The organism is Streptomyces aurantiaciflavus (genome assembly GCF_049808595.1).
Lineage (GTDB): Bacteria > Actinomycetota > Actinomycetes > Streptomycetales > Streptomycetaceae > Streptomyces.
On record NZ_JBNCAQ010000005.1, the window covers coordinates 294,501 to 320,664 of the forward strand.

A 26,164-nucleotide genomic window follows, 5' to 3' on the forward strand; every position below is an offset into this window, starting at 1 on the left:
GGCCCCGAACTCGCTTCCCGCTACTCCGACTTGATGGCCGTCAGCATGTTCAGCCGGGCCGCCCGCCGCGCCGGCCACAGCGCCGCCAGGACGCCGACCCCGGCGGCCAGCGCCAGGAACACGGCCATCCGTCCCCACGGCAGGACCAGCTCGTACGTCGGCATCCTCGTGCCGAGCAGTTCACCGGCCGCCCAGCCGAAGAACACGCCGAGCCCGATGCCGAGCACTCCGCCGAACAGGGAGATCACGAGCGACTCCAGGCGCACCATCCGCTTCACCGACTTCCGGTCCAGCCCGATGGCCCGCAGCATGCCGATCTCCTGCGACCGCTCGAACACCGACATCGCCAGGGTGTTGATGACGCCGAGCACCGCGACGATCACGGCCATCGCGAGCAGTCCGTAGAGCATGTTCAGCATCAGCGTGAACATCCGCGCGACCTCGTTGGAGAGGTCCTTCTTGCTCTGCACCTTGACGGCCGGGTTGGAGCCGAGGGCCTTCTCCAGCCGGTCCTTGGTCGCGTCCGACGCGCCGCCGGACGTCTTGACCAGGACCTGCATGTCGGCCGGGTCGTCCAGATGCGGGGAGAGGGTGGAGTTGTCGAGGATGATGCCCGAGATCAGCTCGTTGCCCTCGTAGACCCCGGCGACCGTCATCCGCTGCTTGCGGCCGTCCTCGTAGGAGACGGTGAAGGGGGAACCGGCCTTCCAGCCGTGCGACTCGGCGGTGCCGGTGTCGACGACGACCTGGGTGCCGCCCACCTCGAACGTGCCGTCGTCGACCTTGAGGTCGGTGAGCCGGCCGAAGGCGGAGCCGGTGACGCCGGTGAGGTACTCGGTGCTGCCGTCGATGCGTCCGAACCCGTTGCGCATCGGGCTGGAGGCGGTGACCCCTTCGGTCGTCCTGAGCTTCTCCTCGACGCCGGGGGAGAGCTCGTTGCCGTTCGCCATCGACACGACGTAGTCGGCCCTGATCGCCGAGGACGCCATCTTGTCGATCGACTTCTGCAGGCTGCCCGCCATCACCGTCATGCCGGTGATCAGGGTGAGCCCGATCATCAGCGCGGAGGCGGTGGCCGCCGTACGGCGCGGGTTGCGCACCGAGTTCTGCCGGGCCAGCTTGCCGGAGACCCCGAAGATCCGCATCACCGGCGCCGCGGCGGCGATCAGCGGCCGGGACAGCAGCGGGGTCAGGACGAACACGCCGATGATCAGCAGGACCGCGCCGAGGCCCATGGGCGCCTGGCCGTCCGAGCCGTTCATCGTCGTCGCGGTCAGGACGACCGCGACGCCCGCCGCCGAGAACAGCGCGCCGAGCGTGTTGCGCAGCACCAGCGACTTGGTGGTCGCCTTGGCGTGCACGCTGCTCATGGCGGCGACCGGCGGGATCTTCGCGGCCCGGCGGCCGGGCAGCCAGGCGGCCAGCATGGTGATGACGACGCCGACGGCGAGGGCGGTGGCGATCGTGCCGGGCGAGACGACGAGCGGTCCGTCGGGGACGGTCGCCCCGAGGGTGTTCATCAGGGAGCGCAGCCCCGCGCCGATGCCGATCCCGGCCACCAGACCGGTCACCCCGGCGACCGTGCCCACCACGAACGCCTCGATCAGCACCGACCGCGTGACCTGCCGGCGTGAGGCGCCCACGGCCCGCAGCAGCGCGAGCTCCTTGGTGCGCTGGGCGACCAGCATGGTGAAGGTGTTGGCGATGATGAACGTGCCGACGAACAGCGCGATCCCGGCGAAGACCAGCAGACCCTGTTTGAGCCCGCTCATGGAGGCGGCGATCCGCTCCGCCTGGTCGTCGGCGAGCTGCTTACCGGTGGTGGTCTCCACCTTGCCCTTCGGCAGGGCGGCGTCCAGTGCCGTCTTCAGCGCGGCCTGCGAGGTCCCGGCGGCGGCCTGCACGTCGATCTCGTCGTACGTGCCGGTCTTGCCGAACAGCCGCTGCGCGGTCGCCGTGTCGAACAGGGCGAGGCTGCCGCCGGCGGCGACGTTGCCGTCGTCGGTGGTGAAGATGCCGGTGATCTCGGGGGCGAGCACCGGTCCGTCGACCGAGATCCGTACGGTGTCGCCGACCCGGTAGCCGGCCCGCTCGGCGGTCTTCGAGTCGATGAGCACCTCGTTCGCGCCGCTCGGCGCGTGCCCGCTGACCAGCGGGTACCGGGCGTCCTTCGAGCCCCAGTAGTTGCCGCCCTGCGACTGGAAGCCGCCGCCGACGAGCTTGCCGTCCTTGTCGGCGATGGCGGTGAAGCCGGTGACGACCCCGACGGCGGACGCGGCGCCGGGCACCTTCGCGCTCTGCTCGCGCAGGGCTTCGGTGAGCTCGGGCGTCTTGACGATGCGGTCGCCGACGTCCTGCTGGACCTCGGCGGTGACGGCGACGTCGACCTGGTCGAAGCCCTTGGCGGAGCTCTTCTGGAGCGCGTTCGACAGGGTGTTGGTGAAGACCAGGGTCCCCGACACGAAGGCCACGCCGAGCATCACGGCGAGCACGGTCATCAGGAGCCGGGCCTTGTGCGCGAGGACGTTGCGCAAGGCGGTACGGAACATGGGTTGTCTCAGTCCAGGGTGCGAGGGTGAGGGGGCGTCAACGGGTTCAGCTGGTGCGGCCCTTGGCGTCGAACCGCTTCATCCGGTCGAGCACCGAGTCGGCCGTCGGCCCGTACACCTCGTCGACGATCCGGCCGTCCGCGAGGAACACCACCCGGTCCGCGTACGCCGCGGCCACCGGGTCGTGCGTCACCATCACCACGGTCTGCCCCAGTTCCCGCACGGAGTTGCGCAGGAAGCCCAGCACCTCGGCGCCGGAGCGCGAGTCGAGGTTTCCGGTCGGCTCGTCGCCGAAGATGATGTCGGGCTTGGAGGCGAGGGCGCGGGCGACGGCGACGCGCTGCTGCTGGCCGCCGGAGAGCTGCGAGGGCCGGTGGCTGAGCCGGTCGGCGAGCCCGACCATCCGGATGACGCTGTCCAGCCACTGCTTGTCGGCCTTGCGGCCCGCGATGTCCATCGGAAGGGTGATGTTCTCCAGGGCGGTCAGCGTGGGCAGCAGGTTGAACGCCTGGAAGATGAACCCGATCTTGTCCCGGCGCAGCTTGGTGAGCTGCTTGTCCTTCAGGGAGCCCAGCTCGGTGTCGCCGATGCGCACGGAGCCGGAGGAGAAGGTGTCCAGACCGGCCACGCAGTGCATCAGCGTCGACTTGCCGGACCCGGAGGGGCCCATGATGGCGGTGAACTCGGCCTGCCGGAAGTCGACGGAGACCCGGTCCAGGGCGACCACCTGGGTCTCGCCCTGCCCGTAGATCTTCGACAGGTCCGTGGCACGTGCGGCCACGGCGGTGGTCCGGTCGGCGAGAGGGGTGGTGGTCACGGATATGGCTCCTGTCGGGACGACGTTGCTTCGGGGACGTGAACCATCGTCCCGGCCGCCCGTGGCCGTGTAGTCAGCCGCTGTTCCGGTTCCGAGGGGCGACTTCGGTCGGACCGTCGGCCGCCGGGTCATACCAGGGGATGACACGCGTCCCTGAGGCGCCGCTCCGTCAGGGAACGTCAAGAACCGGTGGAGCACCCTCGTTCGGACGGTGAAATTCCGTCATTCCGCGCCTGCGGCCGACCGCCGCACGCGAGGCTACTGGCAAGTGCCGATGGCCGGTTCCCGGTGCTGATGCTCCCTCAGACCTCAATAAAATAAGACAACATCGGGCCGCTGGTTCGCTGTTGAGGGGACGCTCACCGATAGGCTCGGACCTCGACGCGGAGCCCATGGCCTGCCCGGATGGTGGAATGCAGACACGGCGAGCTTAAACCTCGCTGCCCCTCGCGGGCGTACCGGTTCAAGTCCGGTTCCGGGCACCTCCGACCTCCCCTGCGCCGAGCCCTCCCTCAAGACCTCGACCGTCTCCGTGCGGACCGTTGACACCCGGTGAAACCGGGCGCAGACTCAGGTCGCGCGGAAGTGAAAAAAATTTCACCACACGAACACAGTCAGCCTCCTGGCATCACCGGACCACCGCGGCAATGACGCCCGTCTGAAGGGAAAGCCCGATGCGCACCACCGTCGGCATCATCGGCGCCGGCCCCGCCGGCCTCCTCCTCGCCCGCCTGCTGCACAACGCGGGCATCGACTCCGTCGTCCTGGAGAGCCGCGACCGGGCCTACGTCGAGCAGCGCCAGCGCGCCGGAATCCTGGAGCAGGGCACGGCGGACGTGCTGCGGACGGCCGGCGCCGGGGGGCGACTGGACCGCGAGGGGCTGCGCCACGACGGCATCGAGCTGCGGTTCGCGCGCCGGCGCCACCGCGTCGACTTCCCCGACCTCACCGGCGGCCGGTCGGTGACCGTCTACGCCCAGACGGAGGTGTGCAAGGACCTCATCGCCCTCCAGTTGAAGGAGGGCGGCCCGCTGCTCTTCGAGGCGGAGGCGCTCGCCGTCGAGAACGTCGCGGACGACGCCGCCGGCCGGCCCCGCGTCCGCTTCCGGCACGAGGGCCGCGAGGACGTCCTGGAGTGCGACTACGTCGTCGGCTGCGACGGCTTCTGGGGCGTCTCCCGCAAGGCGGTCCCCGCCGAGCTCACCCGCGTCTTCGAACGGACGTACCCCTTCGGCTGGCTCGGCATCCTCGCCGACGTACCGCCCTCCCACGACGAGCTGGTCTACGCCCGCCACGACCGCGGCTTCGCCCTGCTGTCCATGCGCTCCCCGTCCGTCTCCCGCCTCTACCTCCAGGTGCCCGAGGGCACCGACGCCGAGGCCTGGAGCGACGAGGAGATCTGGGCCGAGCTGGAGCGCCGCTTCGAGACGGACGACGACTGGACCCTGCGGCGCGGGCCGATCACCCAGAAGTCGGTCACCCCCATGCGCTCCTACGTCCACGAGCCCATGCGGCACGGCCGGCTCTTCCTCGCCGGCGACGCCGCCCACATCGTGCCGCCGACCGGCGCGAAGGGGCTGAATCTGGCCGTCGGTGACGTCGTCACCTTCGCGCGCGCCCTGACGCACGAGAAGGAGACGGGGTCGCCGGAGCTGCTCGACGCCTACTCGCAGACCTGTCTGCGCCGGGTCTGGCAGGCCGAGCGGTTCTCGTACGACATGACGGCCCTGCTGCACCGCGCCCCCGACGCCACCCCCTTCGAGGACCGGCTGCAGCTCGCCCGGCTGGAGCGGATCGCCTCCTCCCGCGCCGCGGAGACCGACCTGGCCGAGGGGTACACGGGGTTCCCGTTCGGGTGACCCGCCGGGGTGATCTCCGGACGGTTCCGGACGTGTACCGGGTTGGTCATGAATGAGGCCCTCCGGTGCTGGGAATCAGGGATGCACGTAGCGTGTTGGCCAGCACGACGAGGGAAAGATCCTCCCCAAGCACTAGGGTCAATCCTTTGCCTACCTATTACTCTTGAGCCAAGGCCGCGCTGTGCGGCCATGGAGGAGTGAAATGAGGAGCAGAAACCCGGTCTTCTCGCGACGGGGGTTCAGCCGCGACAACGGCTACGCGGGCTTCAACGCCGCGCCGCAGGCCGGGGGTCCCGCTGTCGGTACGCAGCAGGGCAACCCGTACGCGCAGGGCGGCACCCCGTACGCCCAGCCGGCCGGCAACCCCTACGCGCAGAACCCTTACGCCCAGCAGGACGTGCAGTACGGCGCTCCGCAGGCCCCGGTCACCACCACCGGTGCGATGAGCATGGACGACGTGGTCGCGCGCACCGCGACGACGCTCGGCACCGTGGTCGTGACCGCCGTCCTGTCCTGGCTGCTGCTGCCCGTCGACGAGGCCAACCTCGGCAGGTCCTACGGCATCGCCGTCGGCGCCGGCCTGGTCGCGATGGTGCTGGCGCTCGTCCAGTCCTTCAAGCGGCGCCCGGCGCCCGCGCTGATCCTGTCGTACGCCGCCCTCGAGGGTGTCTTCCTCGGCGTGATCTCCAGCGCGGTGTCCACGTACATCGCGGACGGCGTCGTCGCCCAGGCCGTTCTCGGCACGATGGCGGTCTTCGCCGGTGTGCTCGTGGCGTACAAGGCGGGCTGGATCCGCGTCAACCGTCGCTTCGTCGGCTTCGTGATGGCCGCCGCGCTCGGCTTCGTCCTGCTGATGGCCGTGAACCTGCTGTTCACCGTCTTCGGCGGCGGTGACGGCCTCGGCTTCCGCAGCGGCGCCCTCGGCATCGTCTTCGGTGTCATCGGCATCATCCTCGGCGCCTGCTTCCTCGCCCTGGACTTCAAGCAGGTCGAGGACGGCATCGCCTACGGTGCGCCGCGCGAGGAGGCCTGGCTCGCCGCCTTCGGCCTCACGCTGACGCTGGTGTGGATCTACATGGAGTTCCTGCGACTCCTCGCGATCCTGAACAGCGACGACTAGCACTCCGCGCCCGCACGTGCGCGGCATGTGTGAGCACTGAAGGGGCCCCGGGATCTCCCGGGGCCCCTTCGCCGTGTTCGGTCGGTGTGGTGTCGTGCGGGCGCGCTACAGCAGCTTGCGCGCGGCCCTCCTCAGGTCGTACTCGTGAATGATCGCCTTGGCGTGGCCGTACGCGAGGTCGTACTCGTGGCGCAGCCAGCTGACCTTCTCCTCGAAGCGGAGAGCGGGGCCTTCGTCGACGGTGCGCAGCCAGTCGGAGACTTCACGACCGGTGCAGTGAGGGATGCGGGCGAGAATGTTGCGGTGGGTCTCCTCGGAGAGGACGTGGGACATCGGCGCCTCCGGACGCAATGGGGTGTAAGCCGGTCCTTCAGGTCACGGTGCCTGAGCGTTCGCCTGTTGGCAACAGTCCTGCTGCGGCGCTGTACGCTCACCGCGTGGTTGATACGACGCCTCTGTCCCGTGCGGTGGATCACTTTGCCGATCGTCTGAGGGCGGCGCCGCAGTCCCGCCTGCAGCGCGGCGCTGCCGCGGAGGCGCTGGCGCTGGCCAGAGAGCTGGCCCGATGGGCGCAGGTCCTCGAGGATCCCGAGTGCGAACCTCGGGAGATGCCTGATGCCGGGATGTTCGCCGCCGCTGACCAGATCACCGTGGCGGGGCATGATCTGGCGGTCGTGTTGACGAGCGAGGGTGAAGTGGCGCAGGCGGTGCGGCTGGTCGAAGAGGCGCAGAAGCGCGCGGGCGTCTGACGCCGCCCTGAAGGCACCCGGGCACCGAAGCACCCGGGCACCGAAGCGCCCGGACGGACACCCAAGCCCCAGGCGCCTGGGAACCTGTGGGCGACGGCCTAGAAGCTCGCTATGACTCTGTCCGCCAGGATGTAGACGTTCTCTTCTCCGCACGCGAACGTCAGGGTGTACGCCCCCGAGATGCCCGAGCCGCCCAGGAGGTACGGCGTTTCGCCGGCCGTCAGGGCCGCTGCCAGGCGTTCCGCTGTTTCCCGGTGGCCCGGGGTCATGCACAGGGTGGTGCCGTCGGCGAAGACGTAGACGTCGAGGGTGCCGAGGGGGCCCGGGCGGACGTCGGTCAGTTCGGTGCGGGAGGCGGCCAGTTCCTCGAGGGCGGCCACCGTGCGTTCGTGGTCGCCGACGACCGGTGACTGCACCGGGACGAAGTCCGGGTGGGAGGGGTGACGGCGGCGGGCCGCGGCCAGTTCCGGGGAGTCGCCCGCGAACTCTTCGGCGTCCGCGGTCGGCTCGGTCACCGGCTCCAGGTGCTCCAGACCCGCGAAGTCGACCTGGCGGGGCAGGAACAGTTCGCTGTCCGGCAGGCCGAGCAGGGAGGGCGCGTCGGGGGTGTCACGGGCCTCCTGGGCGGCCCAGAACGCGCGCGCCTCGGCCAGTTCCCGCTCCCGCTCCTCGGCCAGCGCCTCGGCCACCGCGGCGCGTATCTCATCCGTGTCGGCCGCGGTGCGGGCGGCCGGAACGAGGCCGTGCGTGTCGGCGGCGTGGTTCTGCGCGAGCTGGGTGTGCAGGGCTGCCACCTGCCGGCGCAGCAGCACGAGGGTGCGCAGGACGGCGACGCCCACGGCGCCCGTGGCGGCCGTGGTGACCAGCAAGGCGATCGGCATGGCGCTCACTGACGTACTCCCGGTTCAAAGTCGACCCCCGACTTCCTACATCAGCTTGAAGGGCGGACTATCCAGCTGTCAGTACGTAACATCACGAAACGGACAGGACTTGGGGCCTGGGGCTTGGTGTGAAACGGCTCTGAGCTGCGTGAATCCCTCCGGGGAGGGAGATAGGTCACATCCTGGGGGAGATTGGATCACAAAAGGGCCCGGAGTCCAGGTGTTTCCCGGACTCCGGGCTATCGGCTCACGGTGGGTGCCGCCGCGGCTACCGAGAGGTCCGCGCGACGGCTGTCGAGCGGCTCAGCTGAGGCGCTCGACGACCATCGCCATGCCCTGGCCGCCGCCGACGCACATCGTCTCCAGGCCGAACTGCTTGTCGTGGAACTGGAGCGAGTTGATGAGCGTGGTGGTGATGCGGGCGCCGGTCATGCCGAAGGGGTGGCCCACGGCGATGGCGCCGCCGTTGACGTTCAGCTTGTCGAGGTCGATGCCGAGGTCGCGGTAGGAGGGGATCACCTGGGCGGCGAACGCCTCGTTGATCTCGACCAGGTCGATGTCGTCGATGGTGAGGCCGGCGCGCTGCAGGGCCTGCTTCGACGCCTCGACCGGGCCGAGGCCCATGATCTCGGGGGAGAGGCCGGAGACGCCGGTCGACACGATGCGGGCGAGCGGGGTGAGGCCGAGCTCGCGGGCCTTGGTGTCGCTCATGATGACGAGGGCGGCGGCGCCGTCGTTCAGGGGGCAGCAGTTGCCGGCGGTGACCAGGCCGTCGGGGCGGAAGACCGGCTTCAGGCCCGCGACGCCCTCCATGGTGACGCCGGCGCGGGGACCGTCGTCCTTGGCGACGACCGTGCCGTCGGGAAGGGTCACCGGGGTGATCTCGCGCTCCCAGAAGCCGTTCTTGAGGGCTTCCTCGGCGAGGTTCTGGGAGCGGACGCCGAACTCGTCCATCTCCTCGCGGGTGACGCCCTTCCAGCGGGCGAGGTTCTCGGCGGTCTGGCCCATCGCGATGTAGGCGTCCGGCAGGAGGCCGTCCTCGCGGGGGTCGTGCCAGGTGGTGCCCTCCTGCGCGGCGACGGCGGCGGTACGGGCCTCGGCCTCGGCGAAGAGGGGGTTGTGGGTGCCCGGCATGTCGGAGGTGCCGTTGGCGTAGCGGGAGACCATCTCGACACCGGCCGAGATGAAGACGTCGCCCTCGCCGGCCTTGATGGCGTGCAGGGCCATGCGGCTCGTCTGGAGCGAGGAGGAACAGTAGCGGGTGATCGTGCAGCCGGGGAGGTGGTCCATGCCCATCTGTACGGCGACGATCCGGCCGAGGTTGTGGCCCTGTTCGCCGCCGGGGAGGCCGCAGCCGAGCATGAGGTCGTCGATGTCCTTGGGGTCCAGCTCGGGGACCTTGGCGAGGGCCGCCTGGATGATCGTGGCGGTCAGGTCGTCCGGGCGGAGGTCCTTGAGGGAGCCCTTGCCGGCGCGGCCGATGGGGGAGCGGGCGGTCGAGACGATGACGGCTTCGGGCATCACGGCTCCATTGGCGTACGGGATGGGTATGGCTGTGTGGGAAGTTACCCGTCCGTATGGGCGGGGTCACCGGGGGCGAGGTGTGACCCTGACCGCAATTTTCTAAGCGCTTGCTTTTTCCTTGCACTTTTCCTCGCCCCCGCCGCCCCTACCCTTCCCTTCCCCGGGGGCTCGCCCCTTCGACCCCCACGAGGGGTTCCGTCCCTTCGAACCCGGCAGGGCTGCGCCCCTGCACCACTGGGCCCCCGCGCGGGGCTGCTCCGGGGCGTTGGGCGGGCTTGCTTGGACGGAGCCCCGCGCGGGGGCCGTGGAAGGTCCGGGACGGCCTGGCGGGACGTGTGAGCGTTCTGGGCCGTAGGTTCCTGGTACGGGGCCAGGGCAGGCGGCACCGGGTCGCCACCGCGATCGTGGCGGCTGCGCCCGTTCCTGCTGGCGGTAGGTTTCCGGTAGCGCGACGGCGGACGTCGCCATGGCGTATCAACAGGGGGCGAACGCGATGGTGTCTTCACAGATATTGATCGGCGACGGTGCCGAGACCGTGCTCGAAGGCGGCGGTCTCCGGCTCGTCGACCGCCGCACCCGCACGGAGATCCCCCTCGCGGTCGTCCAGGAGGTGCGTACCGACGGCGGGCGCCACGTCGAGATCGTTCTCACCGACAGTGCCGTGCACCGTGTGGACGGCGGCAACCCGACGGCTGCCACCGCCTTCGTCACCGCCCTGACCGCTGCGCTCCCCGCGCAGCGCGACCCCGTCGGCAGCGGCCGCGTCACGGTCACCCCGCTGGCGCCACCGGAGGAGCCGGAGGAGGCGGAATATCATCCGAAGTACCGGCGGCGGCAGGTGATCGCGCTCGCTCTCCTCTTCGCCTACGTCGGCTACACGATCTGGGTCGGCGTCGTACGCGAGGCGGAGTGGATCAGCGCCCCAATCGCCGCGGCGATCCCGCTCGGCCTCGGCGCAGTCCTGCTGTTCGTCGCGGTGAATGTGACGCTGGTCCACTTCGCGCTGAAGCGGCGCGGGATCACCGTGCCCGCCTCTTTCGACTTCAGGACCAAAGACGGAGCGGCCTGGTACAAGTTCACCGACGCCGACGGCGTCGAGCGCAGTGGCCGGGGCAAGAACCGCGGACCGGTGACCCGCGTCGCCTACGACCCGGAGGATCCCGGGGACTACTCCTTTGACCTGTCGGGCAAGAGCACCCTGCTCAAGGCTGGTCTCCTCACCCTCGGTGCGCTGCCGCTGCTGGGCGGCGGTGCCGCCCTCGCCATGGTTCCGTTTCTGGTGAGCTGAGGGTTACCGGGTCGGGCGCGGGCCCAGCTCCTGGTGGTGTCTCAAATGATCTTGGGTGGCGGATCATGAGGTCGTGATACGTCGACATGAACTGTCGGATGCCGAGTGGGAGTTCGTCCGGCCGCTGTTGCCCGAGTCGTTGCGGGGCAGAAAGCGGCTGGACGACCGCACCGTGCTCAACGGGATCGTGTGGAAGTTCCGTACCGGGACGGCTTGGCGGGACGTGCCCGAGCGGTACGGTCCGTGGGCCACGCTGCACACCCGGTTTCGCCGGTGGGCCCTGGACGGCGCGTTCGAGCGGATGCTCCAGGCCGCCCAGGCGAGGACGGACGCGACCGGCCCCGTCGACTGGCTCGTGTTGATCGACTCAACCGTGGTCCGTGCCCACCAGCACGCTGCCGGAGCCCGAAAAGGGGGCTCCGCAGCCCCGGACTCGGTCGGTTCCGAGGCGGCCTGACCAGCAAGATTCACCTCATATGCGATGCGCCGGGCAGGTTGCGTGTTTGGTCTGCCTCTCGTCCGACCGAGTCGGGTGGATGGGGGCATGTGCCCGGAGGGGGGCAGGGGCCGCCCTCCGGATGGGCTTGGGGGACTAGGGGCTCGGGGTGGCCGGTGTCGGTTCTGGTTCGGGGACGCGGCGGCGCCTGCGGCGTTTGAGGAGGGCCCAGGGGCCGCGCGGGCCCGTCGGCATCGCCGCCGTGACCTCGGTGCCGGCCTCCGCCGCTGCCTCGACCGCTGCCCGGGCGACCGGCAGGAAGCCCTCGCGGCGGGAGACGTCGGGGCGTTCCTCCTCGGCCGGCCACAGGCCCAGGGCCGCACAGACCGTGGGCAGGACGGCCATGGCGGCCGTGGCGTAGCCCTCCGCCGAGGGGTGGTAGTGGTCGGGGCCGAACAACTCGCGGGGGTTCGCCTCGAACTCGGGTCCCAGGAGGTCGCCCAGCGACACCGTGCGGCCGCCCTGCTCGACCACGCCGATCGTCTGGGCGGCCGCCAGCTGGCGGGAGGCCCGTCTGGCCAGCCAGCGCAGGGGCTGGCCCACCGGTTCGATGGTGCCCAGGTCGGGGCAGGTGCCGACGACCACCTCCGCGCCGGCGGTGCGCAGCCGTCGTACCGCCGCCGAGAGGTGCCGTACCGAGCGCGTGGGAGGCATGCGGTGGGTGACGTCGTTCGCGCCGATCATGATCACGCAGACGTCGGGCACCCGGTCGACGTCGCCGAGGACCAGCGCGACCTGCCGGTCGAGGTCGTCGGACTGGGCGCCGGGCAGCGCCACGTTCCGCAGCTTCACCGGGCGTTCGGCCACCGCCGCGAGGCCGGAGGCCAGCAGCGCGCCCGGCGTCTGGCCGGCCCGGTGGACGCCCTGGCCCGCCGCCGTGGAGTCGCCGAGGAGCGTGAGGCGCAGGGCCTCCTCGCCGGGGGTGGCGTACGACCTGCCGTACAGGCCGTCCGAGACCGGGACGCGTCCGTTCGCGCCGTTGCCGTTGACATGGCGCCGCGCCAGCTGCGCCTCCGCCAGCAGCAGCCCGACCACGGCCGCCCCGGCCAGTCCGATGCCGCCGCCGCCGTAGGCCGCGCCGGCCGCGATGCGCCGGGCCACCCTTGCCCTGGACATGCTCGTCATGCCTCGACGCCACCTCCTCGAGTCCGTACACCCACTCCTTGCCCCATACAGACCGTCGGCCAATCTCAACGGGGAGTGAACGTTCCGGCTGGGGCCTTAGGCTGGCGACACCAACCACGACCACTGTTTTTGCAAGCAACCGGAGACAACGGTGCAATTCCACGACTCGATGATCAGCCTCGTCGGCAACACCCCGCTGGTGAAGCTCAACAGCGTGACCAAGGGAATCCGGGCGACCGTCCTGGCCAAGGTGGAGTACTTCAACCCGGGCGGCTCCGTGAAGGACCGCATCGCCCTGCGCATGATCGAGGCGGCAGAACAGAGCGGCGAGCTCAAGCCCGGCGGCACCATCGTCGAGCCGACCAGCGGCAACACCGGGGTGGGCCTCGCCATCGTGGCGCAGCAGAAGGGGTACAAGTGCATCTTCGTGTGCCCCGACAAGGTCAGCACCGACAAGATCAATGTGCTGCGGGCCTACGGGGCGGAGGTCGTCGTGTGCCCCACCGCCGTCGACCCCGAGCACCCGGACTCGTACTACAACGTCTCCGACCGGCTCGTCCGTGAGACCCCGGGCGCGTGGAAGCCCGACCAGTACTCCAACCCCAACAACCCGCTCTCCCACTACCACTCCACCGGCCCCGAGCTGTGGGAGCAGACGGAGGGGAAGATCACCCACTTCGTCGCCGGTGTGGGTACCGGCGGCACCATCTCCGGGACCGGGCGGTATCTGAAGGACGTCAGCGACGGCCGGGTGCAGGTCGTCGGCGCCGACCCCGAGGGGTCCGTGTACTCCGGCGGCTCCGGGCGGCCGTACCTCGTCGAGGGCGTCGGTGAGGACTTCTGGCCCACCGCCTACGACCGGACCGTCGCCGACGAGATCGTGGCGGTGTCCGACAAGGACTCCTTCCAGATGACCCGGCGGCTGGCCAAGGAGGAGGGGCTGCTCGTCGGCGGCTCCTGCGGCATGGCCGTCGTGGCCGCGCTGCGCGTCGCGGAACGGCTCGGGCCGGACGACGTCGTCGTCGTCCTGCTGCCCGACAGCGGCCGCGGCTACCTCAGCAAGATCTTCAACGACGAGTGGATGGCCGACTACGGCTTCCTGGAGGACGAGGGCCCGAGCGCCCGCGTCGCCGACGTCCTCAACGACAAGGCGGCCGGCACCATCCCCTCCCTCGTCCACATGCACCCCGAGGAGACCGTCGGCCAGGCCATCGAGGTGCTGCGCGAGTACGGCGTCTCGCAGATGCCGGTCGTGAAGCCGGGCGCCGGTCACCCGGACGTCATGGCCGCCGAGGTCGTGGGGTCCGTCGTCGAACGCGAGCTGCTCGACGCCCTGTTCAGCAGGACGGCCTCGCTGGACGACCCGCTGGAGAAGCACATGTCCGCCCCGCTGCCCCAGGTCGGCTCCGGCGAGCCCCTCGGCGACCTGATGTCCGTGCTGGGCACCGCGGACGCGGCGATCGTCCTCGTCGAGGGCAAGCCCACCGGCGTCGTCAGCCGCCAGGACCTCCTCGCCTTCCTGGCCAAGGGCGGCAAGTAGCTTTCGGGGTCCGGGAGTCGAACCGCCGGGAAAGCTGCGGTGAACGGACCTCGCCGACGGCGAACTTCCGTTTCCCTGTCCAAGTGGTGGACTTCGCGGAAGTGGTACGAGCGCGTCACGTCCGCGCAGCACACGCTTAACACGGGTCCGGCACATTGGTGGGTGTCGGCAGGGCGGGAGCGGCTCCCCGCCCCCGCCGGCACCGAAACGGCGTCACGGACCTCCGGAGCGGCTCCCGGACCTCCACAGACGCCATGGACGCGCAAGCCCGGCCTGACCCGGCCCGCGTCCCTCGCGGGGACCGCCGTCGTCCCGCCCCCCGTCAACGGGGGTGCGGCGGTCCCCGCGCATGTCCTTTCCGGCGGCTCCGACGTCGGGGCTGGGTGTCGGAGCCGGATCCCGGGGCCGGATGTCAGTGCCGGATGCGACCATCGCCGTATGGCCCTGCGACCTGCGGTTCGCCGGCGTGGGCATCCCGGAACTCCTGCACGAGGACGACACGGCCGACGAGGACGAACAACTCACGCACCTGTTCCTCGCCGACGCCACCGCTCTGGCCGACCCGCGGCACCACCTGCCGGCCCTCGACCGCTACGACGAGCCCGGACGGACCTTCCGGGTGCCGCCGGCCTGGTTCCCGGACATGTCCGCGAACCTGTCCATCGCCAACATGGACTTCGAGGACTTCGCCGACTGCGCCGACGCCTCAGGCACGTTCCGTGGCTTCGGGGACGGCTGACGTCCAACTCCCCAGAAGCGCGAGCCTCTCCTCCGTCTCCGACCCTGGTTCCGGCGTGTAGACCAGCAACGTCTGGTCCGCGTTCGCCGAGATCGCCAGGGTCTCGTAGGGGAGAGTCAGCAGGCCCGCCACCGGGTGCTGGACGCGCTTCACGCCGTACGCGCACTCGGCGACCGGGTGGTCGGCCCACAGACGGCGGAAGTCCTCGCTCTTCAGGGAGAGCTCGCCGACGAGTGAGGTGAGCCCGCGGTCGTCCTGGTGGTGGCCGGCCAGCATCCGCAGGTAGGCGACGGACTGCGTGGCGACCGCGTGCCACTCCGGGTAGAGGGTGCGAGCGGCCGGGTCGAGGAAGATCTGGCGGGGGACGTTGCGGCCCTCGGGCGGTGTCCCGTCGTAGCCGAAGACGGCGTTGCCGAGCGCGTTCCACGCCAGGACGTCCATACGGCGGTCCAGGACGAACGCCGGGGTGCGGTCCATGCTGTCCAGCAGGAGCTGGACGCCGGGGCGGACGCGAGGTGCGGTCGGCCGGCCGGGCTGTCTGCGGGGGCGGGCCACCGCGCGCAGGTAGGCGTGCTCGGTCTCGTCCAGACGCAGGACGCGGGCGAGCGCGTCCAGGACGGCGTCCGAGACTCCCCCGGTCTTCGTCCGGGAGGGGCCCCCGGGGCCGCGGCCCTGTTCCAGGCGGACGTAGTAGTCGACGCTCACCCCGGCCAGCTGCGCCACCTCCTCGCGGCGCAGGCCGGGCACGCGGCGGCGGCCGTGCGAGGGCAGGCCGACCTCCTCGGGCCGGATGCGGGCGCGGCGTGAGCGAAGAAAGTCTCCGAGGTCCCCGTCCATGGGTTCGATCGTAGGGGAGCGGCGGCCGGCGAACCTGGTACTGGCAGACCCAGGAAAAACGCATCCCTGGGTGGGGCCGGCGCGGGCGGCGAGGGTGGTGTGTGCCGCCGGGGAGACGCCCCGGCCCGCAGCCGAGGAGCATGTCATGTCGTACGAGAACCTGGCCGGCCGTACCGCTGTCGTGACCGGTGCCGCCAGCGGCATCGGTGAGGCCACCGCCGTTCTGCTCGCCGCCCGGGGCGCGCGGGTCGCGCTGGTGGCGCGGCGCGGGGAGCGGCTGGAGGCGCTCGCCGGGAAGATCCGCGCGGACGGGGGCGAGGCCCTCGCCGTGGTCGCCGACGTCACCGACGACGCGTCCGTGACCGCGGCCGCCGCGCGCGTCAGGGACGCGTACGGGCGCGTCGACCTGGTCGTGAACAACGCCGGCGTCATGCTGCCGCACCCGGTCGAGGACGGCCGGGCCGACGAGTGGCAGCGCATGCTCGACACCAATGTCACCGGTGTGCTGCGGGTGATCCGCGCCTTCACCGCCGACCTGGTCGACACCGCCGCCGAGGGAGGCACCGCGGACCTGGTGAACGTGTCGTCCGTGGCCGCGCACCTCGTGTTCCCCCATTACGCGGTGTACGGCGCCACCAAGGCCGCCGTCACCTACCTCTCCCAGGCGCTGCGCGCCGAGTTCGGGCCGCGGGACGTACGGGTCACCAACATCGAGCCGGGGCTGACCGAGACCGAGCTGGCGACCCATGTCGCCAGTGCCGAGCTGTCGGCGCAGCTGGACGGTCTGCTGGAGGCCGTCGGCGGACTGGCGGCGGAGGAGATCGCCGATGTCGTCGCCTATGTCACCAGCCGGCCCCGGCACGTCAACCTGCGCCAGATCATGGTGCTGCCGACCCGCCAGGCCTGACCCGCCGGTCAGTCCTCCCAGTCCCCGCCCTGGGAGGACCTGTGGCGCCGTCCGCCGAACAGGCTCGGGTTGGTGCGGGCGGCCTGGACCGCGTTGACGCCGACGATGCCCACCCAGGAGACGATCAGGCCGGGCAGGCCCGCGACGCCCACGCCGATCGCCGACAGCGGTACCGCCAGCACCAGCGAGACGATGCCGAAACCGAAGCGCTCGCCCCAGGAGTCCGTCGCCCTTGGTGAGCGGGCGTCCCGGGCCACGACCATCTGCTGTTCCGCGAACTGCCGGCGCACCCGGCGCTCGACCGTGCCGTCGATGCGCTGGTCGACCTTCTCCAGGAACGAGTCCACCAGCGCGGACTCGTACTCCTCACCCAGCTCCCTGCGGGCCTGCAGCGTGGCGTTGAGTTCCTTCTTCAGCTCGGCGTCGCGCGCGTCCATGGTGGTCTCCCGTCCCGTCATGCCCTCCACGGTAGGCAGCGGTCGCGGCGTAGGCACTGGGGTTAGCCCCCCTGTCCGGGCTGGGGTTCGCCCGGGTGGGCGGCGACGGGACGCCCCTTGTCCCGGCTGTATGGCGTCATGCAGAGTTCTGGGTGAATGAATAGGTTGCTGATGGGTGGCCGGTGTCCGATCGAGGGGAGCTGGGGCTGATGTCGTCCCGGATCGTGGGCGTGCCGCGGGCGGGGGGCCGGTGCCTCGTCGTCCTGGACGGGGCCGGCCCCGGTGATCCGCGGGCGTTCCCGGCGGCCGCGTCGCCCGGCCACGCCGTACTCTCCCGGGGCGTCGGAGAGCGGGCCGGTGCTGCCTCGTTCGCCGCCCGGCGGACGCCGCGGGCGTGCGGCGCGTACCGTCTCGTCGTCGGCTGCGAACCGGTCGCCGCCGTACGGGCGTTGCGCCGACGCGCCCCTGCGGCGGCGGTGGCCCGGCAGCGGGACCGGTGCACGGACATCCGGAGGGGGAGCGCGGCATGAGCGCGGACAGGGACACGGGCGCGGGCACGGGCACGGGCGTGACGGACAGCCCCGCCACACGGCTGCAGGCGCTCTTCGAGGGGCACCGGCTGACGCCGACCCAACGGCGCATCGCGCACAGCATGGTGCGGCGCGCCGCCGACGTGCCGTTCCTCTCCAGCGTCGAACTGGCCGAACTCGCGGGGGTCAGCCAGCCCTCCGTCACCCGGTTCGCGGTCGCCCTCGGCTTCGACGGCTACCCGGCCCTGCGCAAGCACCTGCGCGAGGTCGCGCCCGTCGAGCAGACCGCCGACGCGGCCTCGTACAACGAGTACCAGCAGGCCGTCGAGGCCGAGATCGAGAACCTGCGGCACCTGGCGGAGCTGCTCGCCGACCCGCGGCCGGTGCGGCGGGCCGGGCGGCTGCTCGCGGCCTCACGGCCACTGCCCGTGCTCGGCCTGCGCGCCGCCGCCTCCCAGGCGTACGGCTTCGCGTACTTCGCCGCCAAGGTCCACCCGGACGTGCGGCTGCTGCACGAGGGCGGCTCGATGCTCCACGACCGCGTCGACGCGGCCGTACGCGCCGGCGCCTCCGCCCTGCTGTGCTTCGCGCTGCCCCGGCATCCGCGCGAGGTCGTCGACACCCTCAGCTATGCCAAGGAGGCCGGGCTGACCGTGGTGACGGTCGCCGACTCGGCGTTCGCGCCGGTCGCCAAGGTGTCCGACCTGCTGCTGCCGGCCGCCGTCGGCACCGGGCTCGCCTTCGACACCGCGTGCGCGCCGATGCTGCTCGGGCGGGTGCTGCTGGAGGCGATGTGCGACGACCTGCCGGACGCGCAGGCGCGGCTGGAGGAGTTCGACGCGAAGGCCGCGGCGCGGGGGCTGTTCGTGGAGTGACGGCCGCGGTGCTCGTTTCCGCGGTACGTGAGTGAGCCGGCGGTTTCCGTGAGTGAGTCCGCGCTTTCCGTGATGCGCGCGGTTCTCGCGGCCTGCGCCGTTCTCAGACTGGTCTCACGTTCGCTCGTTAGTCTGCCCGACCAGGAAATGCGTGTGTCGTCGAGGCGACGAGGAGGCGGAACGTGGCACGCGGAGATCGCAGAGCTCAGGGTCTGGCTCGGGTGGCCGTCGTCGTACGGGCCGGAGCCGCGCCGATGTGGTGGCTCGGGGTGTTCGCGGCGGGCGTCGGCGTACTGGTTCCGGGACTGACGGGCCGGCGGATCGGAGTGATGGCGGGAGCCGCGCTGTTCATCGTGGCGGCGGCGGTGGTGGCGCTGCTGCGCCGCGGGCGGTACACCGCCCTCGCGCGCGCGGCCGCCCGGGCGGGCAGGCACGACGTGCTCCAGGACCGGGCGGTGACCGCCCGCGCCTGGCGCCGAGGCCACCGCTGGTGGCTGCTGGCGGCCTTCGCGGCCGCGCTGGGCAGCGCGTTCGCCGCGCCCGCCGCGGGCGGCATGCTGCTCGCCGGGTGCGGGGCCGGGCTGCGGCTGAAGGCGGCCTGGCTGGGGCGGCTGGAGCGGTCCGAGGACGCGCTGCTGTGGGTGCGGGTCGACTGGCTCGCCGGGAACGGCGGGCATCCGGCCGGCAAGACGGTCAAGGGCTACCGCAGCACGGGTATCGCGGCGGGCGACGCGGCCCCGGGTGGAGCGCGCCGCCGCACCGCGGCACTCGTCTAGATCCAGATCGGTCCCGCGGGCGGTTCTGTCCTGTCCTTCGGACGGTTCCGTCCCGCGGGCGGTCCGTCCCGCGGACGGTCCGTCCCGCAGGCGGTCCGGCCTGCGGGCGGTTCGGTCCGCGGACGGTCCGGGCTGTGGGCGGTTCGGTCCTTCGGGACCGGGGGGCGGGGCCCCGGCGGGTCAGACCTCCAGGTCCTCCTCGATCCTCTTCAGCTGGTGGCGGGCCATCGCCAGGTTGGCCCGCTTGGCGTCCAGCACCAGGTAGAGGAAGAGCCCGTTGCCGCCGCGGCCGCTGATCAGGCGGATCAGGTGGTACTGGTCGGACAGCGTGATCAGGATGTCCTCGATCTGTGCCTTGAGCCCGAGGTGCTCCATGGTGCGCATCTTGGCGCGCACCACGTCGGTGTTGCCGGCGGCGGCGACATTGAGGTCGAAGCTCTTGCCGCCGCCCATCGTGCCCAGCGCCATGCCGCTGGTGTAGTCGACGAGCGCGACGCCGGTGGCGCCCTCGATGGAGGCGAGCGCTTCTTTGAGTGCGGTTTCGGTGTTGGCCATGACGGGTTCCTCGGTTCCTCTCAACTTTCGGTGGTGGTACGGGCGTTGGTCGTCGTGGTGCGTGGGGTGCGCGGGGTGCGCGCACTTCTGGTCCGTGCGGTGGCGGTGGCGGTGTCGGCGGGGGCCTTGGCCGGGGCCTTCGCCGGGGTGGCCGGGAGGGCCGCCGCCGCGTCGGCGAGCTCCCCGATGCGGGCACCGGCCCGCCGTCCCTCCAGGTGCAGCCGGCCGACGTTGACGCGGTCCTGCGCGAGCACCGTCAGCACGGCGCTCTCCCCGGCCGCGTACGTCGCGACGTAGCCGTACACCCCGCGCACGAGCAGCTCGCGGAAGTCGCCCTGGCCGGCGGTGTCCGCCATGCGTACGGCCACGGCGAGGGCGGTGGCGGTGAGCGCGGCCACGCCCTCCGGCTCCACGCCGGGGGTGTCGTGGGCGAGGACGAGGCCGTCCGCGCCCGCCGCGAGCGCTCCGGTCAGCTGGGGCACCCGGGCCCGCAGCCGCAGCAACTCGGCGCGTATCTCGGGCTGGGCGGCCATCAGCGCCCTCCTCTCGGCACGCGATCGCTGCCGTTCAAAGGGCCTCCAGCGCATCCCTGAGCCTCTTCAGCAAGGTGATGTCGGGGTCGTTGACACGGGGCAGGGCTGGCCGCGGCGGGGGTTGCGGGACGGGCGGCGGGAACTGCGCGGTCAGCAGGCCGGCCGCCGCCAGCCGGCGGACGTCCACCAGCGTGGCGAAGGTGTGCCGGCCCAGCGCCCGGGCGATGTCCGACGCCGTGCGCACCCCGTCCACCAGGGCCAGCACCGCACGCTGCCGGGCGGTGAGCCCCGGCGCCGCCACGGGCTCGGCCCGCAGCAGCGGCGCGGTGTCCGGCAGCGGATCCGGCCACAGGCGGTGCAGCAGCGCGCGGCGGCGCAGCGTCTCGCGCTCCAGCGCGTCGACCGCGACCGGCCGCAGCGCCCCGAACCAGTGCCCGGTGCCGTACCGGAACCGGCCCGGCGTGCTGCTGGGCGCGAGGGTGAAGTACGCGGCGTCGTACAACGCCCCCAGGTGACACACCTCCAGCGCGCCCTGCCCGATACGACCGCCATCGAGCAGCAGCCGGGCGGCGCCGCGCTCCTCGCCGGCCTGCTCGACGGCCGCCCGCCAGGCACCGGCGTCGAGCGTGCCGTGCGTCAGCAGGAGTACGTCGAGACCGGGGGCGAGCGGGCTCTCGGCGTGCACCACCCGGCCCTCGGCGAGGTAGAGCGCCCCGCGCTCGCGTTCCAGGACTCCGCTGGCCCGCTCGGCCGCGAGCCGCGTCAGCATCGGCGACACCTCGCCGCCCGCGCGGCTTCGGGCCGTCGCTCTGTCCCGCACCGGCAGCCGGGGCGGCGGGGTCGTCCCCACGACGGTCATCCCAGCACCAGCCGTCCGGCCATCTCGCCCAGCCGGATCCGGGCCAGCGCGAGATTGCCGTCCGACCGGGCCAGCCACACGTGCAGGAACACACTGCTGTCGAAGGACGTCGGGACGAACCGCAGGACGTGGTAGCTGTCCCGGTTGCTGATGATCAGGTCCTCGACCGGCGGATCGGCGGCCTCCTCCCCGCTGCCGTCGTCGTGGTCTCCGGGCGTGAACGCCCGCTGCTCGGCCGTGAGTCGCGCGACCTCCGCGGCCTCGGCGGCCGCGGCCTCGTGGTCGCCGCCCGGGAACTCCCCGACCGTGCCCAGGGCCAGCCCGCTGGTCCAGTCGACCAGCGCGGCTCCCCGGGCCCCGGGCAGCCGCATGGCCTCCAGTAGGCACTCATCGATTCCGGGCACCGTGGCTCCCCTCCCGCCTGCGGTTCGGCTGAGTGAGGGAGACGCTACGCAACGTGTGCGCGAGGGGTGAGGGATCTGGCATTTTCCAGCGGAACATGCGCCGGAGTGACTAGGGTGGGTCAACTGTCCTCGTTTTCCCGCTTGTTCAACACCGTGCCCGCGGGTGCGCGTCAAGGGTGCGAGGGCGGGCGTGGGGTGGTGAGGGTGGCGGCGTGCGCCCCTCTCGGGCTCGACCGCGCCTCCTTTTTCCACTTCTGTGATTTCTGTGGCCCCTGCGAGCTCTGCGTCCTCGGTGCGGACGCGCCCCCGTATTGACTAGCTCTATTCATGAGTCCAGGATGTGAATAGAAGCAGCAACATCCGCCGGGACCGTCCCAGCCACGAGGAGGCCGACCATGTCAGGACCCCGCCCCGTACGAGCCCCGCGCGGCACGGAACTGAGCGCCCTGGGATGGCAGCAGGAAGCCGCCCTGCGGATGCTGCAGAACAACCTCGACCCCGAGGTCGCCGAGCACCCCGACAAGCTCGTCGTCTACGGCGGGACCGGGAAGGCCGCGCGTGACTGGCGATCCTTCGACGCGATGGTGCGGACCCTGCGCACGCTGAAGCAGGACGAGACCATGCTCGTCCAGTCCGGCCGCCCCGTCGGCGTCATGCAGACCCACGAGTGGGCCCCGCGCGTCCTGATCGCCAACTCCAACCTCGTCGGCGACTGGGCCAACTGGGAGGAGTTCCGCCGGCTGGAACAGCTGGGTCTGACCATGTACGGCCAGATGACGGCCGGTTCCTGGATCTACATCGGCACCCAGGGCATCCTCCAGGGCACCTACGAGACCTTCGCCGCCGTCGCCGCGAAGAAGTTCGGCGGCACCCTCGCCGGGACGATCACCCTCACCGCCGGCCTCGGTGGCATGGGCGGCGCCCAGCCCCTCGCCGTGACCATGAACGACGGCGTGGCGATCTGCGTCGACTGCGACCCGCGCGCCATCGAGCGCCGCATCGAGCACCGCTACCTCGACGTGCGGGCCGACTCGCTGGACCACGCCCTCCAGCTGGCCGTCGAGGCCCGCGACGCCCGCCGCCCGCTGTCCATCGGCGTCCTCGGCAACGCCGCCGACCTCGTCCCGCAGCTCCTCGCCATGGGCGCGCCCATCGACATCGTCACCGACCAGACCTCGGCCCACGACCCGCTGTCCTACCTGCCGACCGGCGTGGACTTCGACGACATGGCGTCGTACGCCGCCAAGGACCCGGCGGGCTTCACCACCCGCGCCCGCGAGTCCATGGCGCAGCACGTCGAGGCGATGGTCGGCTTCCTGGACGCCGGCGCCGAGGTCTTCGACTACGGCAACTCCATCCGCGGCGAGGCCCAGCTGGCCGGCTACGACCGCGCCTTCGCCTTCCCCGGCTTCGTCCCCGCCTACATCCGCCCCCTGTTCTGCGAGGGCAAGGGCCCCTTCCGCTGGGCGGCCCTGTCCGGCGAGGCCTCCGACATCGCCAAGACCGACAAGGCGATCCTCGACCTCTTCCCCGAGAACGAGTCCCTGGCCCGCTGGATCAAGATGGCCGGCGAGCGCGTCCACTTCCAGGGCCTGCCCGCCCGCATCTGCTGGCTCGGCTACGGCGAGCGCGACAAGGCCGGCGAGCGGTTCAACGACATGGTCGCGAGCGGTGAGCTGGCCGCTCCGCTGGCCATCGGGCGCGACCACCTCGACTGCGGCTCCGTCGCCTCCCCCTACCGCGAGACCGAGGCCATGCTCGACGGCTCCGACGCGATCGCCGACTGGCCGCTGCTGAACGCCATGGTCAACGTGGCCTCGGGCGCCTCCTGGGTGTCCATCCACCACGGCGGCGGCGTCGGCATGGGCCGGTCCATCCACGCCGGCCAGGTCACCGTCGCCGACGGCACCAGGCTGGGCGGCGAGAAGATCCGGCGCGTCCTGACCAACGACCCCGGGATGGGCGTCATCCGGCATGTCGACGCCGGGTACGACAGCGCGGAGTCGGTCGCCGACGAGCGGGGCGTACGGGTGCCCATGCGCGAGGGTGACGACGCGTGACCCGGCGCTCCGGTGAGCCGAGCGGCAACTCCCCGGCGGGCGCCGGCGCCCCGTCGCCGACTGCCGCTCCGGCCGTGCCGCCCGTACGGCCCCAAGGCAACAGCGCGCCCTCGTTCCAGGAGATGTGGCGCGAACTGCTCCCCATCGGCCGGCATCCCGACTCCCACGGCTACCGGCGCTTCGCCTGGACCGGCGCCGACGCCGACTGCCGGGCCTGGTTCAAGGAACAGGCCGAGTCCCGCGGGCTGTCCTACGAGCTCGACCGCAACGGCAACCAGTGGGCCTGGCTCGGGGATCCCACCGCGGGGGACGCCGTCGTCACCGGATCGCACCTGGACTCGGTGCCCGACGGCGGGGCCTTCGACGGGCCCCTCGGCGTCGTGTCGTCCTTCGCCGCGCTCGATGAACTCCACGCGCGCGGGGCGACGCCCACCCGGCCCCTCGCCGTCGTCAACTTCGGCGACGAGGAGGGCGCCCGCTTCGGCCTCGCCTGCGTCGGGTCCCGGCTCACCGCCGGACAGCTCACCGTCGGGCAGGCCCACCGGCTGACCGACGGCGACGGGGTCACGCTGCCGCGGGCCATGGAGGCCGCCGGCCACGACCCCGAGGCCATCGGGGCGGACCCGGAGCGGCTCGCCCGCATCGGGGCCTTCGTCGAACTGCACGTCGAGCAGGGACGGGCCCTCGACCTCAGCGGCGACCCGGTGGGCATCGCCGGCGCCATCTGGCCGCACGGGCGCTGGCGGTTCGACTTCCGGGGCGAGGCCAACCACGCCGGCACCACCCGGCTGGTGGACCGACGGGACCCGATGCTGCCGTACGCCGAGACGGTTCTCGCCGCCCGCCGCGAGGCCCGGCTCGCGGATGCCGTCGCCACCTTCGGGAAGATCGCCGTCGAGCCGAACGGCGTCAACGCCATCCCCTCCCTGGTGCGTGGCTGGCTCGACTCCCGCGCCGCCGACCAGGCGAGCCTCGACCAGGTGGTCGACGGCGTCGAGAAGGCGGCCCGCGAGTACGCCGCCGCCCACGGCGTCGACCTGGACGTCGTCCGCGAGTCCTTCACGCCCGTCGTCGAGTTCGACCACGCCCTGCGCGACGAACTCGCCCGCATCCTCGGCAAGGACACCGACCTCAAGGTCCCCGTCCTGGGCACCGGCGCCGGACACGACGCCGGCATCCTCTCCGGGAGCATCCCGACCGCCATGCTGTTCGTGCGCAACCCCACGGGCGTCTCGCACTCCCCGGCCGAGTTCGCCGCCGAGGACGACTGCGTGGCCGGAGTGCGCGCACTCGCCGACGTACTGGAAGGGCTGGCCTGCACGTGACCCCCACGCAGCGGACACGGACGTACTGGCTGGAGCATGCCTGGCTCGGCACCCACGTCGAGCCGGGCGTCGCCCTGACCGTCACCACCGGCGGCACCGCCGCGGGCTCCGACGGCCGCATCACCGCCGTCCGCACGGGCGTCGACACCCCGCCCCCGGGCGCCGAGATCCTCCGCGGCCTCACCCTCCCCGGCCTGGCCAACGCCCACAGCCACGCCTTCCACCGCGCCCTGCGCGGCACCGTCCAGGTCGGGTCCGGCACCTTCTGGACCTGGCGCGAGGTCATGTACTCCGTCGCCGACCGGCTCACGCCCGACACCTACCACGCGCTCGCGCGGGCGGTGTACGCCGAGATGGCCCTCGCCGGCATCACCGCCGTCGGCGAGTTCCACTACGTGCACCACGCCCCCGACGGCACCCCCTACGCCGACCCGAACGCGATGGGCGAGGCCCTGATCGAGGCCGCCGCCGAAGCCGGCGTCCGCGTCACCCTCCTCGACACCGCCTACCTGTCCTCCGGCTTCGGACAGCCCCCCAACGCCCACCAGCTCCGCTTCTCCGACGGCAGCGCGGACGCCTGGGCCGAACGCTGTTCACTTCTCAAGGAACGGGATCACGCACGGATCGGGGCGGCGATCCACTCCGTACGGGCCGTGCCCGCCGACCAGTTGGCGACCGTGGCGCGATGGGCCGACGAACGCGGGGCGCCCCTGCACGTCCACCTGTCCGAGCAGACCGCCGAGAACGACGCCTGCCGTGCGGCCCACGGGTGCACGCCGGCGCAGCTCCTCGCCGAGCACGGCGTCCTCGGCCGGCGCACCACCGGCGTCCACAACACCCACCTCACCGACGAGGACATCGCCCTCATCGGCCGCTCCGGCACCGGCACCTGCATGTGCCCCACGACCGAACGGGACCTGGCCGACGGCATCGGACCGGCCGTCGCCCTCCAGCGGGCCGGCTCACCGCTCTGTCTCGGCTCCGACAGCCACGCCGTGATCGACCTGCTCGAAGAGGCCCGCGCGATGGAGCTGAACGAGCGCCTGCGCACCCGTACGCGAGGCCACTGGACGGCCGCCGCCCTGCTGCGGGCCGCCTCCGCCGACGGTCACGCGGCCCTCGGCTGGGACGACGCGGGCATCTTGGAGCCGGGCGCACGCGCCGACTTCACGACGATCGCGCTCGACTCGGTCAGGACGGCAGGGCCGCTTCCGCGGCTCGGGGCCGAGACGGCCGTATTCGCCGCGTCGGCAGCGGACGTGTCGCATACGGTCGTGGGCGGTCGGCACGTCGTGCGGGACGGGGCCCACTCACTCGTACCGGATGTGCCGAAAGCCCTCGCGGACGCCGTCGCAGCCCTGCGCGGATGACCCCCGGCC

General features: G+C 71.9%; 24 protein-coding genes, 1 tRNA gene and 2 pseudogenes. 15 read left to right on the top strand and 12 right to left on the bottom strand.

What is annotated here, in order from left to right:
* Positions 1-20 precede the first annotated feature (20 nt).
* Both ACPT94_RS07940 and ACPT94_RS07945 read right to left on the bottom strand, forming a co-directional pair.
* Entirely contained in the window at positions 21-2,549 is a 2,529-nt protein-coding gene (locus tag ACPT94_RS07940) for an ABC transporter permease (RefSeq protein WP_360344768.1), read from the bottom strand.
* Between the two features lie 46 nt (positions 2,550-2,595).
* Entirely contained in the window at positions 2,596-3,366 is a 771-nt protein-coding gene (locus tag ACPT94_RS07945; protein WP_360344770.1) for an ABC transporter ATP-binding protein, read from the bottom strand.
* 399 nt (positions 3,367-3,765) lie between these two features.
* On the opposite strand from ACPT94_RS07945, the gene ACPT94_RS07950 reads away from it, so the two are divergent.
* The 3 genes from ACPT94_RS07950 to ACPT94_RS07960 all read left to right on the top strand — a co-directional run bounded on the left by ACPT94_RS07950 (position 3,766) and on the right by ACPT94_RS07960 (position 6,345).
* A tRNA-Leu gene (locus ACPT94_RS07950) sits at positions 3,766-3,848 on the top strand.
* Positions 3,849-4,040: 192 nt separating this feature from the next.
* Complete coding sequence (locus tag ACPT94_RS07955) at positions 4,041-5,225, top strand: 4-hydroxybenzoate 3-monooxygenase (protein ID WP_425245493.1); 1,185 nt, start codon at positions 4,041-4,043, stop codon at positions 5,223-5,225.
* Between the two features lie 202 nt (positions 5,226-5,427).
* On the top strand, positions 5,428-6,345 hold the full coding sequence (locus ACPT94_RS07960) for a Bax inhibitor-1/YccA family protein (RefSeq protein WP_360344774.1): 918 nt from the start codon (positions 5,428-5,430) through the stop codon (positions 6,343-6,345).
* A 105-nt stretch (positions 6,346-6,450) separates the two neighbouring features.
* On the opposite strand, the gene ACPT94_RS07965 is transcribed toward ACPT94_RS07960, so the two are convergent.
* Positions 6,451-6,678: a DUF4287 domain-containing protein gene (locus ACPT94_RS07965; protein ID WP_189934506.1), complete on the bottom strand. Its 228-nt coding sequence runs from the start codon at positions 6,676-6,678 to the stop codon at positions 6,451-6,453.
* A gap of 104 nt (positions 6,679-6,782) precedes the next feature.
* Here ACPT94_RS07965 and ACPT94_RS07970 point away from each other — a divergent pair, with 104 nt between their 5' ends.
* A complete protein-coding gene (locus ACPT94_RS07970) occupies positions 6,783-7,094 on the top strand; it encodes a hypothetical protein (RefSeq protein ID WP_360344776.1) in 312 nt (103 codons plus the stop codon).
* Positions 7,095-7,192: 98 nt separating this feature from the next.
* Here the strand turns inward: ACPT94_RS07970 and ACPT94_RS07975 are convergent, their stop codons facing one another.
* Both ACPT94_RS07975 and ACPT94_RS07980 read right to left on the bottom strand, forming a co-directional pair.
* On the bottom strand, positions 7,193-7,984 hold the full coding sequence (locus tag ACPT94_RS07975; RefSeq protein ID WP_425245494.1) for a hypothetical protein: 792 nt from the start codon (positions 7,982-7,984) through the stop codon (positions 7,193-7,195).
* 294 nt (positions 7,985-8,278) lie between these two features.
* Complete coding sequence (locus ACPT94_RS07980; protein ID WP_360344780.1) at positions 8,279-9,496, bottom strand: acetyl-CoA C-acetyltransferase; 1,218 nt, start codon at positions 9,494-9,496, stop codon at positions 8,279-8,281.
* A 469-nt stretch (positions 9,497-9,965) separates the two neighbouring features.
* Here ACPT94_RS07980 and ACPT94_RS07985 point away from each other — a divergent pair, with 469 nt between their 5' ends.
* Both ACPT94_RS07985 and ACPT94_RS07990 read left to right on the top strand, forming a co-directional pair.
* Positions 9,966-10,787 (top strand): hypothetical protein, encoded by an 822-nt coding sequence (locus ACPT94_RS07985; RefSeq protein WP_425245495.1) that lies wholly within the window; start codon positions 9,966-9,968, stop codon positions 10,785-10,787.
* Positions 10,788-10,842: 55 nt separating this feature from the next.
* Positions 10,843-11,282: pseudogene (locus tag ACPT94_RS07990) on the top strand (IS5 family transposase); the annotation flags it as partial.
* 97 nt (positions 11,283-11,379) lie between these two features.
* Here the strand turns inward: ACPT94_RS07990 and ACPT94_RS07995 are convergent.
* Positions 11,380-12,408 carry an SGNH/GDSL hydrolase family protein gene (locus ACPT94_RS07995; protein ID WP_425245496.1) on the bottom strand — a complete coding sequence of 343 codons (1,029 nt, stop codon included), beginning with the start codon at positions 12,406-12,408 and terminating at the stop codon, positions 11,380-11,382.
* 151 nt (positions 12,409-12,559) lie between these two features.
* On the opposite strand from ACPT94_RS07995, the gene ACPT94_RS08000 reads away from it, so the two are divergent.
* Positions 12,560-13,948 (top strand): cystathionine beta-synthase, encoded by a 1,389-nt coding sequence (locus ACPT94_RS08000; protein ID WP_360347409.1) that lies wholly within the window; start codon positions 12,560-12,562, stop codon positions 13,946-13,948.
* Between the two features lie 409 nt (positions 13,949-14,357).
* Positions 14,358-14,687 carry a DUF6924 domain-containing protein gene (locus ACPT94_RS08005; RefSeq protein ID WP_360347411.1) on the top strand — a complete coding sequence of 110 codons (330 nt, stop codon included), beginning with the start codon at positions 14,358-14,360 and terminating at the stop codon, positions 14,685-14,687.
* On the opposite strand, the gene ACPT94_RS08010 is transcribed toward ACPT94_RS08005, so the two are convergent.
* Complete coding sequence (locus tag ACPT94_RS08010; RefSeq protein WP_360347413.1) at positions 14,655-15,524, bottom strand: helix-turn-helix transcriptional regulator; 870 nt, start codon at positions 15,522-15,524, stop codon at positions 14,655-14,657. The two genes, ACPT94_RS08005 and ACPT94_RS08010, sit on opposite strands and share 33 nt — an antisense overlap.
* 145 nt (positions 15,525-15,669) lie before the next feature.
* Here ACPT94_RS08010 and ACPT94_RS08015 point away from each other — a divergent pair, with 145 nt between their 5' ends.
* Positions 15,670-16,431: an SDR family oxidoreductase gene (locus ACPT94_RS08015; RefSeq protein ID WP_360347415.1), complete on the top strand. Its 762-nt coding sequence runs from the start codon at positions 15,670-15,672 to the stop codon at positions 16,429-16,431.
* Between the two features lie 8 nt (positions 16,432-16,439).
* Here ACPT94_RS08015 and ACPT94_RS08020 read toward each other — a convergent pair whose 3' ends face one another.
* Positions 16,440-16,868 (bottom strand): hypothetical protein, encoded by a 429-nt coding sequence (locus tag ACPT94_RS08020; protein ID WP_425245503.1) that lies wholly within the window; start codon positions 16,866-16,868, stop codon positions 16,440-16,442.
* Positions 16,869-17,137: 269 nt separating this feature from the next.
* Between ACPT94_RS08020 and ACPT94_RS08025 the strand changes: the two are divergent.
* From ACPT94_RS08025 to ACPT94_RS08035, 3 genes and pseudogenes are all read left to right on the top strand, one after another.
* Positions 17,138-17,398: pseudogene (locus tag ACPT94_RS08025) on the top strand (histidine ammonia-lyase); the annotation flags it as partial.
* Entirely contained in the window at positions 17,395-18,273 is an 879-nt protein-coding gene (locus tag ACPT94_RS08030; protein ID WP_425245497.1) for a MurR/RpiR family transcriptional regulator, read from the top strand. The pseudogene ACPT94_RS08025 and the gene ACPT94_RS08030, both read left to right, overlap by 4 nt.
* A gap of 182 nt (positions 18,274-18,455) precedes the next feature.
* Positions 18,456-19,049 (top strand): hypothetical protein, encoded by a 594-nt coding sequence (locus ACPT94_RS08035; RefSeq protein ID WP_360347419.1) that lies wholly within the window; start codon positions 18,456-18,458, stop codon positions 19,047-19,049.
* A gap of 180 nt (positions 19,050-19,229) precedes the next feature.
* Here ACPT94_RS08035 and ACPT94_RS08040 read toward each other — a convergent pair whose 3' ends face one another.
* The 4 genes from ACPT94_RS08040 to ACPT94_RS08055 are packed head-to-tail and all read right to left on the bottom strand — an operon-like array spanning position 19,230 to position 21,400.
* Positions 19,230-19,604 carry a roadblock/LC7 domain-containing protein gene (locus tag ACPT94_RS08040; protein WP_360347421.1) on the bottom strand — a complete coding sequence of 125 codons (375 nt, stop codon included), beginning with the start codon at positions 19,602-19,604 and terminating at the stop codon, positions 19,230-19,232.
* A gap of 20 nt (positions 19,605-19,624) precedes the next feature.
* Positions 19,625-20,137, bottom strand: coding sequence for a roadblock/LC7 domain-containing protein (locus ACPT94_RS08045; protein WP_360347423.1), 513 nt, complete (start codon positions 20,135-20,137; stop codon positions 19,625-19,627).
* Positions 20,138-20,171: 34 nt separating this feature from the next.
* Positions 20,172-20,996: a transcriptional regulator gene (locus ACPT94_RS08050; RefSeq protein WP_360347425.1), complete on the bottom strand. Its 825-nt coding sequence runs from the start codon at positions 20,994-20,996 to the stop codon at positions 20,172-20,174.
* Positions 20,993-21,400, bottom strand: a complete 408-nt coding sequence (locus ACPT94_RS08055; protein WP_189934481.1) for a hypothetical protein — start codon at positions 21,398-21,400, stop codon at positions 20,993-20,995. The genes ACPT94_RS08050 and ACPT94_RS08055 overlap by 4 nt, the downstream gene beginning before the upstream one ends.
* Before the next feature lie 395 nt (positions 21,401-21,795).
* Here ACPT94_RS08055 and hutU point away from each other — a divergent pair, with 395 nt between their 5' ends.
* From hutU to ACPT94_RS08070, 3 genes are read left to right on the top strand one after another with little or no spacing between them, the layout of a single operon-like run.
* Positions 21,796-23,460, top strand: coding sequence for a urocanate hydratase (hutU, locus tag ACPT94_RS08060; protein WP_360347427.1), 1,665 nt, complete (start codon positions 21,796-21,798; stop codon positions 23,458-23,460).
* On the top strand, positions 23,457-24,785 hold the full coding sequence (locus ACPT94_RS08065; protein WP_425245498.1) for an allantoate amidohydrolase: 1,329 nt from the start codon (positions 23,457-23,459) through the stop codon (positions 24,783-24,785). Before hutU ends, ACPT94_RS08065 begins: the two co-directional genes overlap by 4 nt.
* Positions 24,782-26,155 carry a formimidoylglutamate deiminase gene (locus tag ACPT94_RS08070; protein ID WP_360347429.1) on the top strand — a complete coding sequence of 458 codons (1,374 nt, stop codon included), beginning with the start codon at positions 24,782-24,784 and terminating at the stop codon, positions 26,153-26,155. The genes ACPT94_RS08065 and ACPT94_RS08070 overlap by 4 nt, the downstream gene beginning before the upstream one ends.
* Positions 26,156-26,164 lie beyond the last annotated feature (9 nt).

Bases quoted from the DNA above. Each gene is read 5' to 3' on its own strand.
- ACPT94_RS08020 (WP_425245503.1), bottom strand. From the start codon at position 16,868: ATGGACGCGCGCGACGCCGAGCTGAAGAAGGAACTCAACGCCACGCTG.
- ACPT94_RS07960 (WP_360344774.1), top strand. From the start codon at position 5,428: ATGAGGAGCAGAAACCCGGTCTTCTCGCGACGGGGGTTCAGCCGCGAC.
- ACPT94_RS08010 (WP_360347413.1), bottom strand. From the start codon at position 15,524: ATGGACGGGGACCTCGGAGACTTTCTTCGCTCACGCCGCGCCCGCATC.
- ACPT94_RS07980 (WP_360344780.1), bottom strand. From the start codon at position 9,496: ATGCCCGAAGCCGTCATCGTCTCGACCGCCCGCTCCCCCATCGGCCGC.
- ACPT94_RS07985 (WP_425245495.1), top strand. From the start codon at position 9,966: ATGGCGTATCAACAGGGGGCGAACGCGATGGTGTCTTCACAGATATTG.
- ACPT94_RS08015 (WP_360347415.1), top strand. From the start codon at position 15,670: ATGTCGTACGAGAACCTGGCCGGCCGTACCGCTGTCGTGACCGGTGCC.
- ACPT94_RS08030 (WP_425245497.1), top strand. From the start codon at position 17,395: ATGAGCGCGGACAGGGACACGGGCGCGGGCACGGGCACGGGCGTGACG.
- ACPT94_RS07955 (WP_425245493.1), top strand. From the start codon at position 4,041: ATGCGCACCACCGTCGGCATCATCGGCGCCGGCCCCGCCGGCCTCCTC.
- ACPT94_RS07965 (WP_189934506.1), bottom strand. From the start codon at position 6,678: ATGTCCCACGTCCTCTCCGAGGAGACCCACCGCAACATTCTCGCCCGC.
- hutU (WP_360347427.1), top strand. From the start codon at position 21,796: ATGTCAGGACCCCGCCCCGTACGAGCCCCGCGCGGCACGGAACTGAGC.
- ACPT94_RS08005 (WP_360347411.1), top strand. From the start codon at position 14,358: ATGTCAGTGCCGGATGCGACCATCGCCGTATGGCCCTGCGACCTGCGG.
- ACPT94_RS08050 (WP_360347425.1), bottom strand. From the start codon at position 20,996: ATGACCGTCGTGGGGACGACCCCGCCGCCCCGGCTGCCGGTGCGGGAC.
- ACPT94_RS07995 (WP_425245496.1), bottom strand. From the start codon at position 12,408: ATGACGAGCATGTCCAGGGCAAGGGTGGCCCGGCGCATCGCGGCCGGC.
- ACPT94_RS08045 (WP_360347423.1), bottom strand. From the start codon at position 20,137: ATGGCCGCCCAGCCCGAGATACGCGCCGAGTTGCTGCGGCTGCGGGCC.
- ACPT94_RS07940 (WP_360344768.1), bottom strand. From the start codon at position 2,549: ATGTTCCGTACCGCCTTGCGCAACGTCCTCGCGCACAAGGCCCGGCTC.
- ACPT94_RS08040 (WP_360347421.1), bottom strand. From the start codon at position 19,604: ATGGCCAACACCGAAACCGCACTCAAAGAAGCGCTCGCCTCCATCGAG.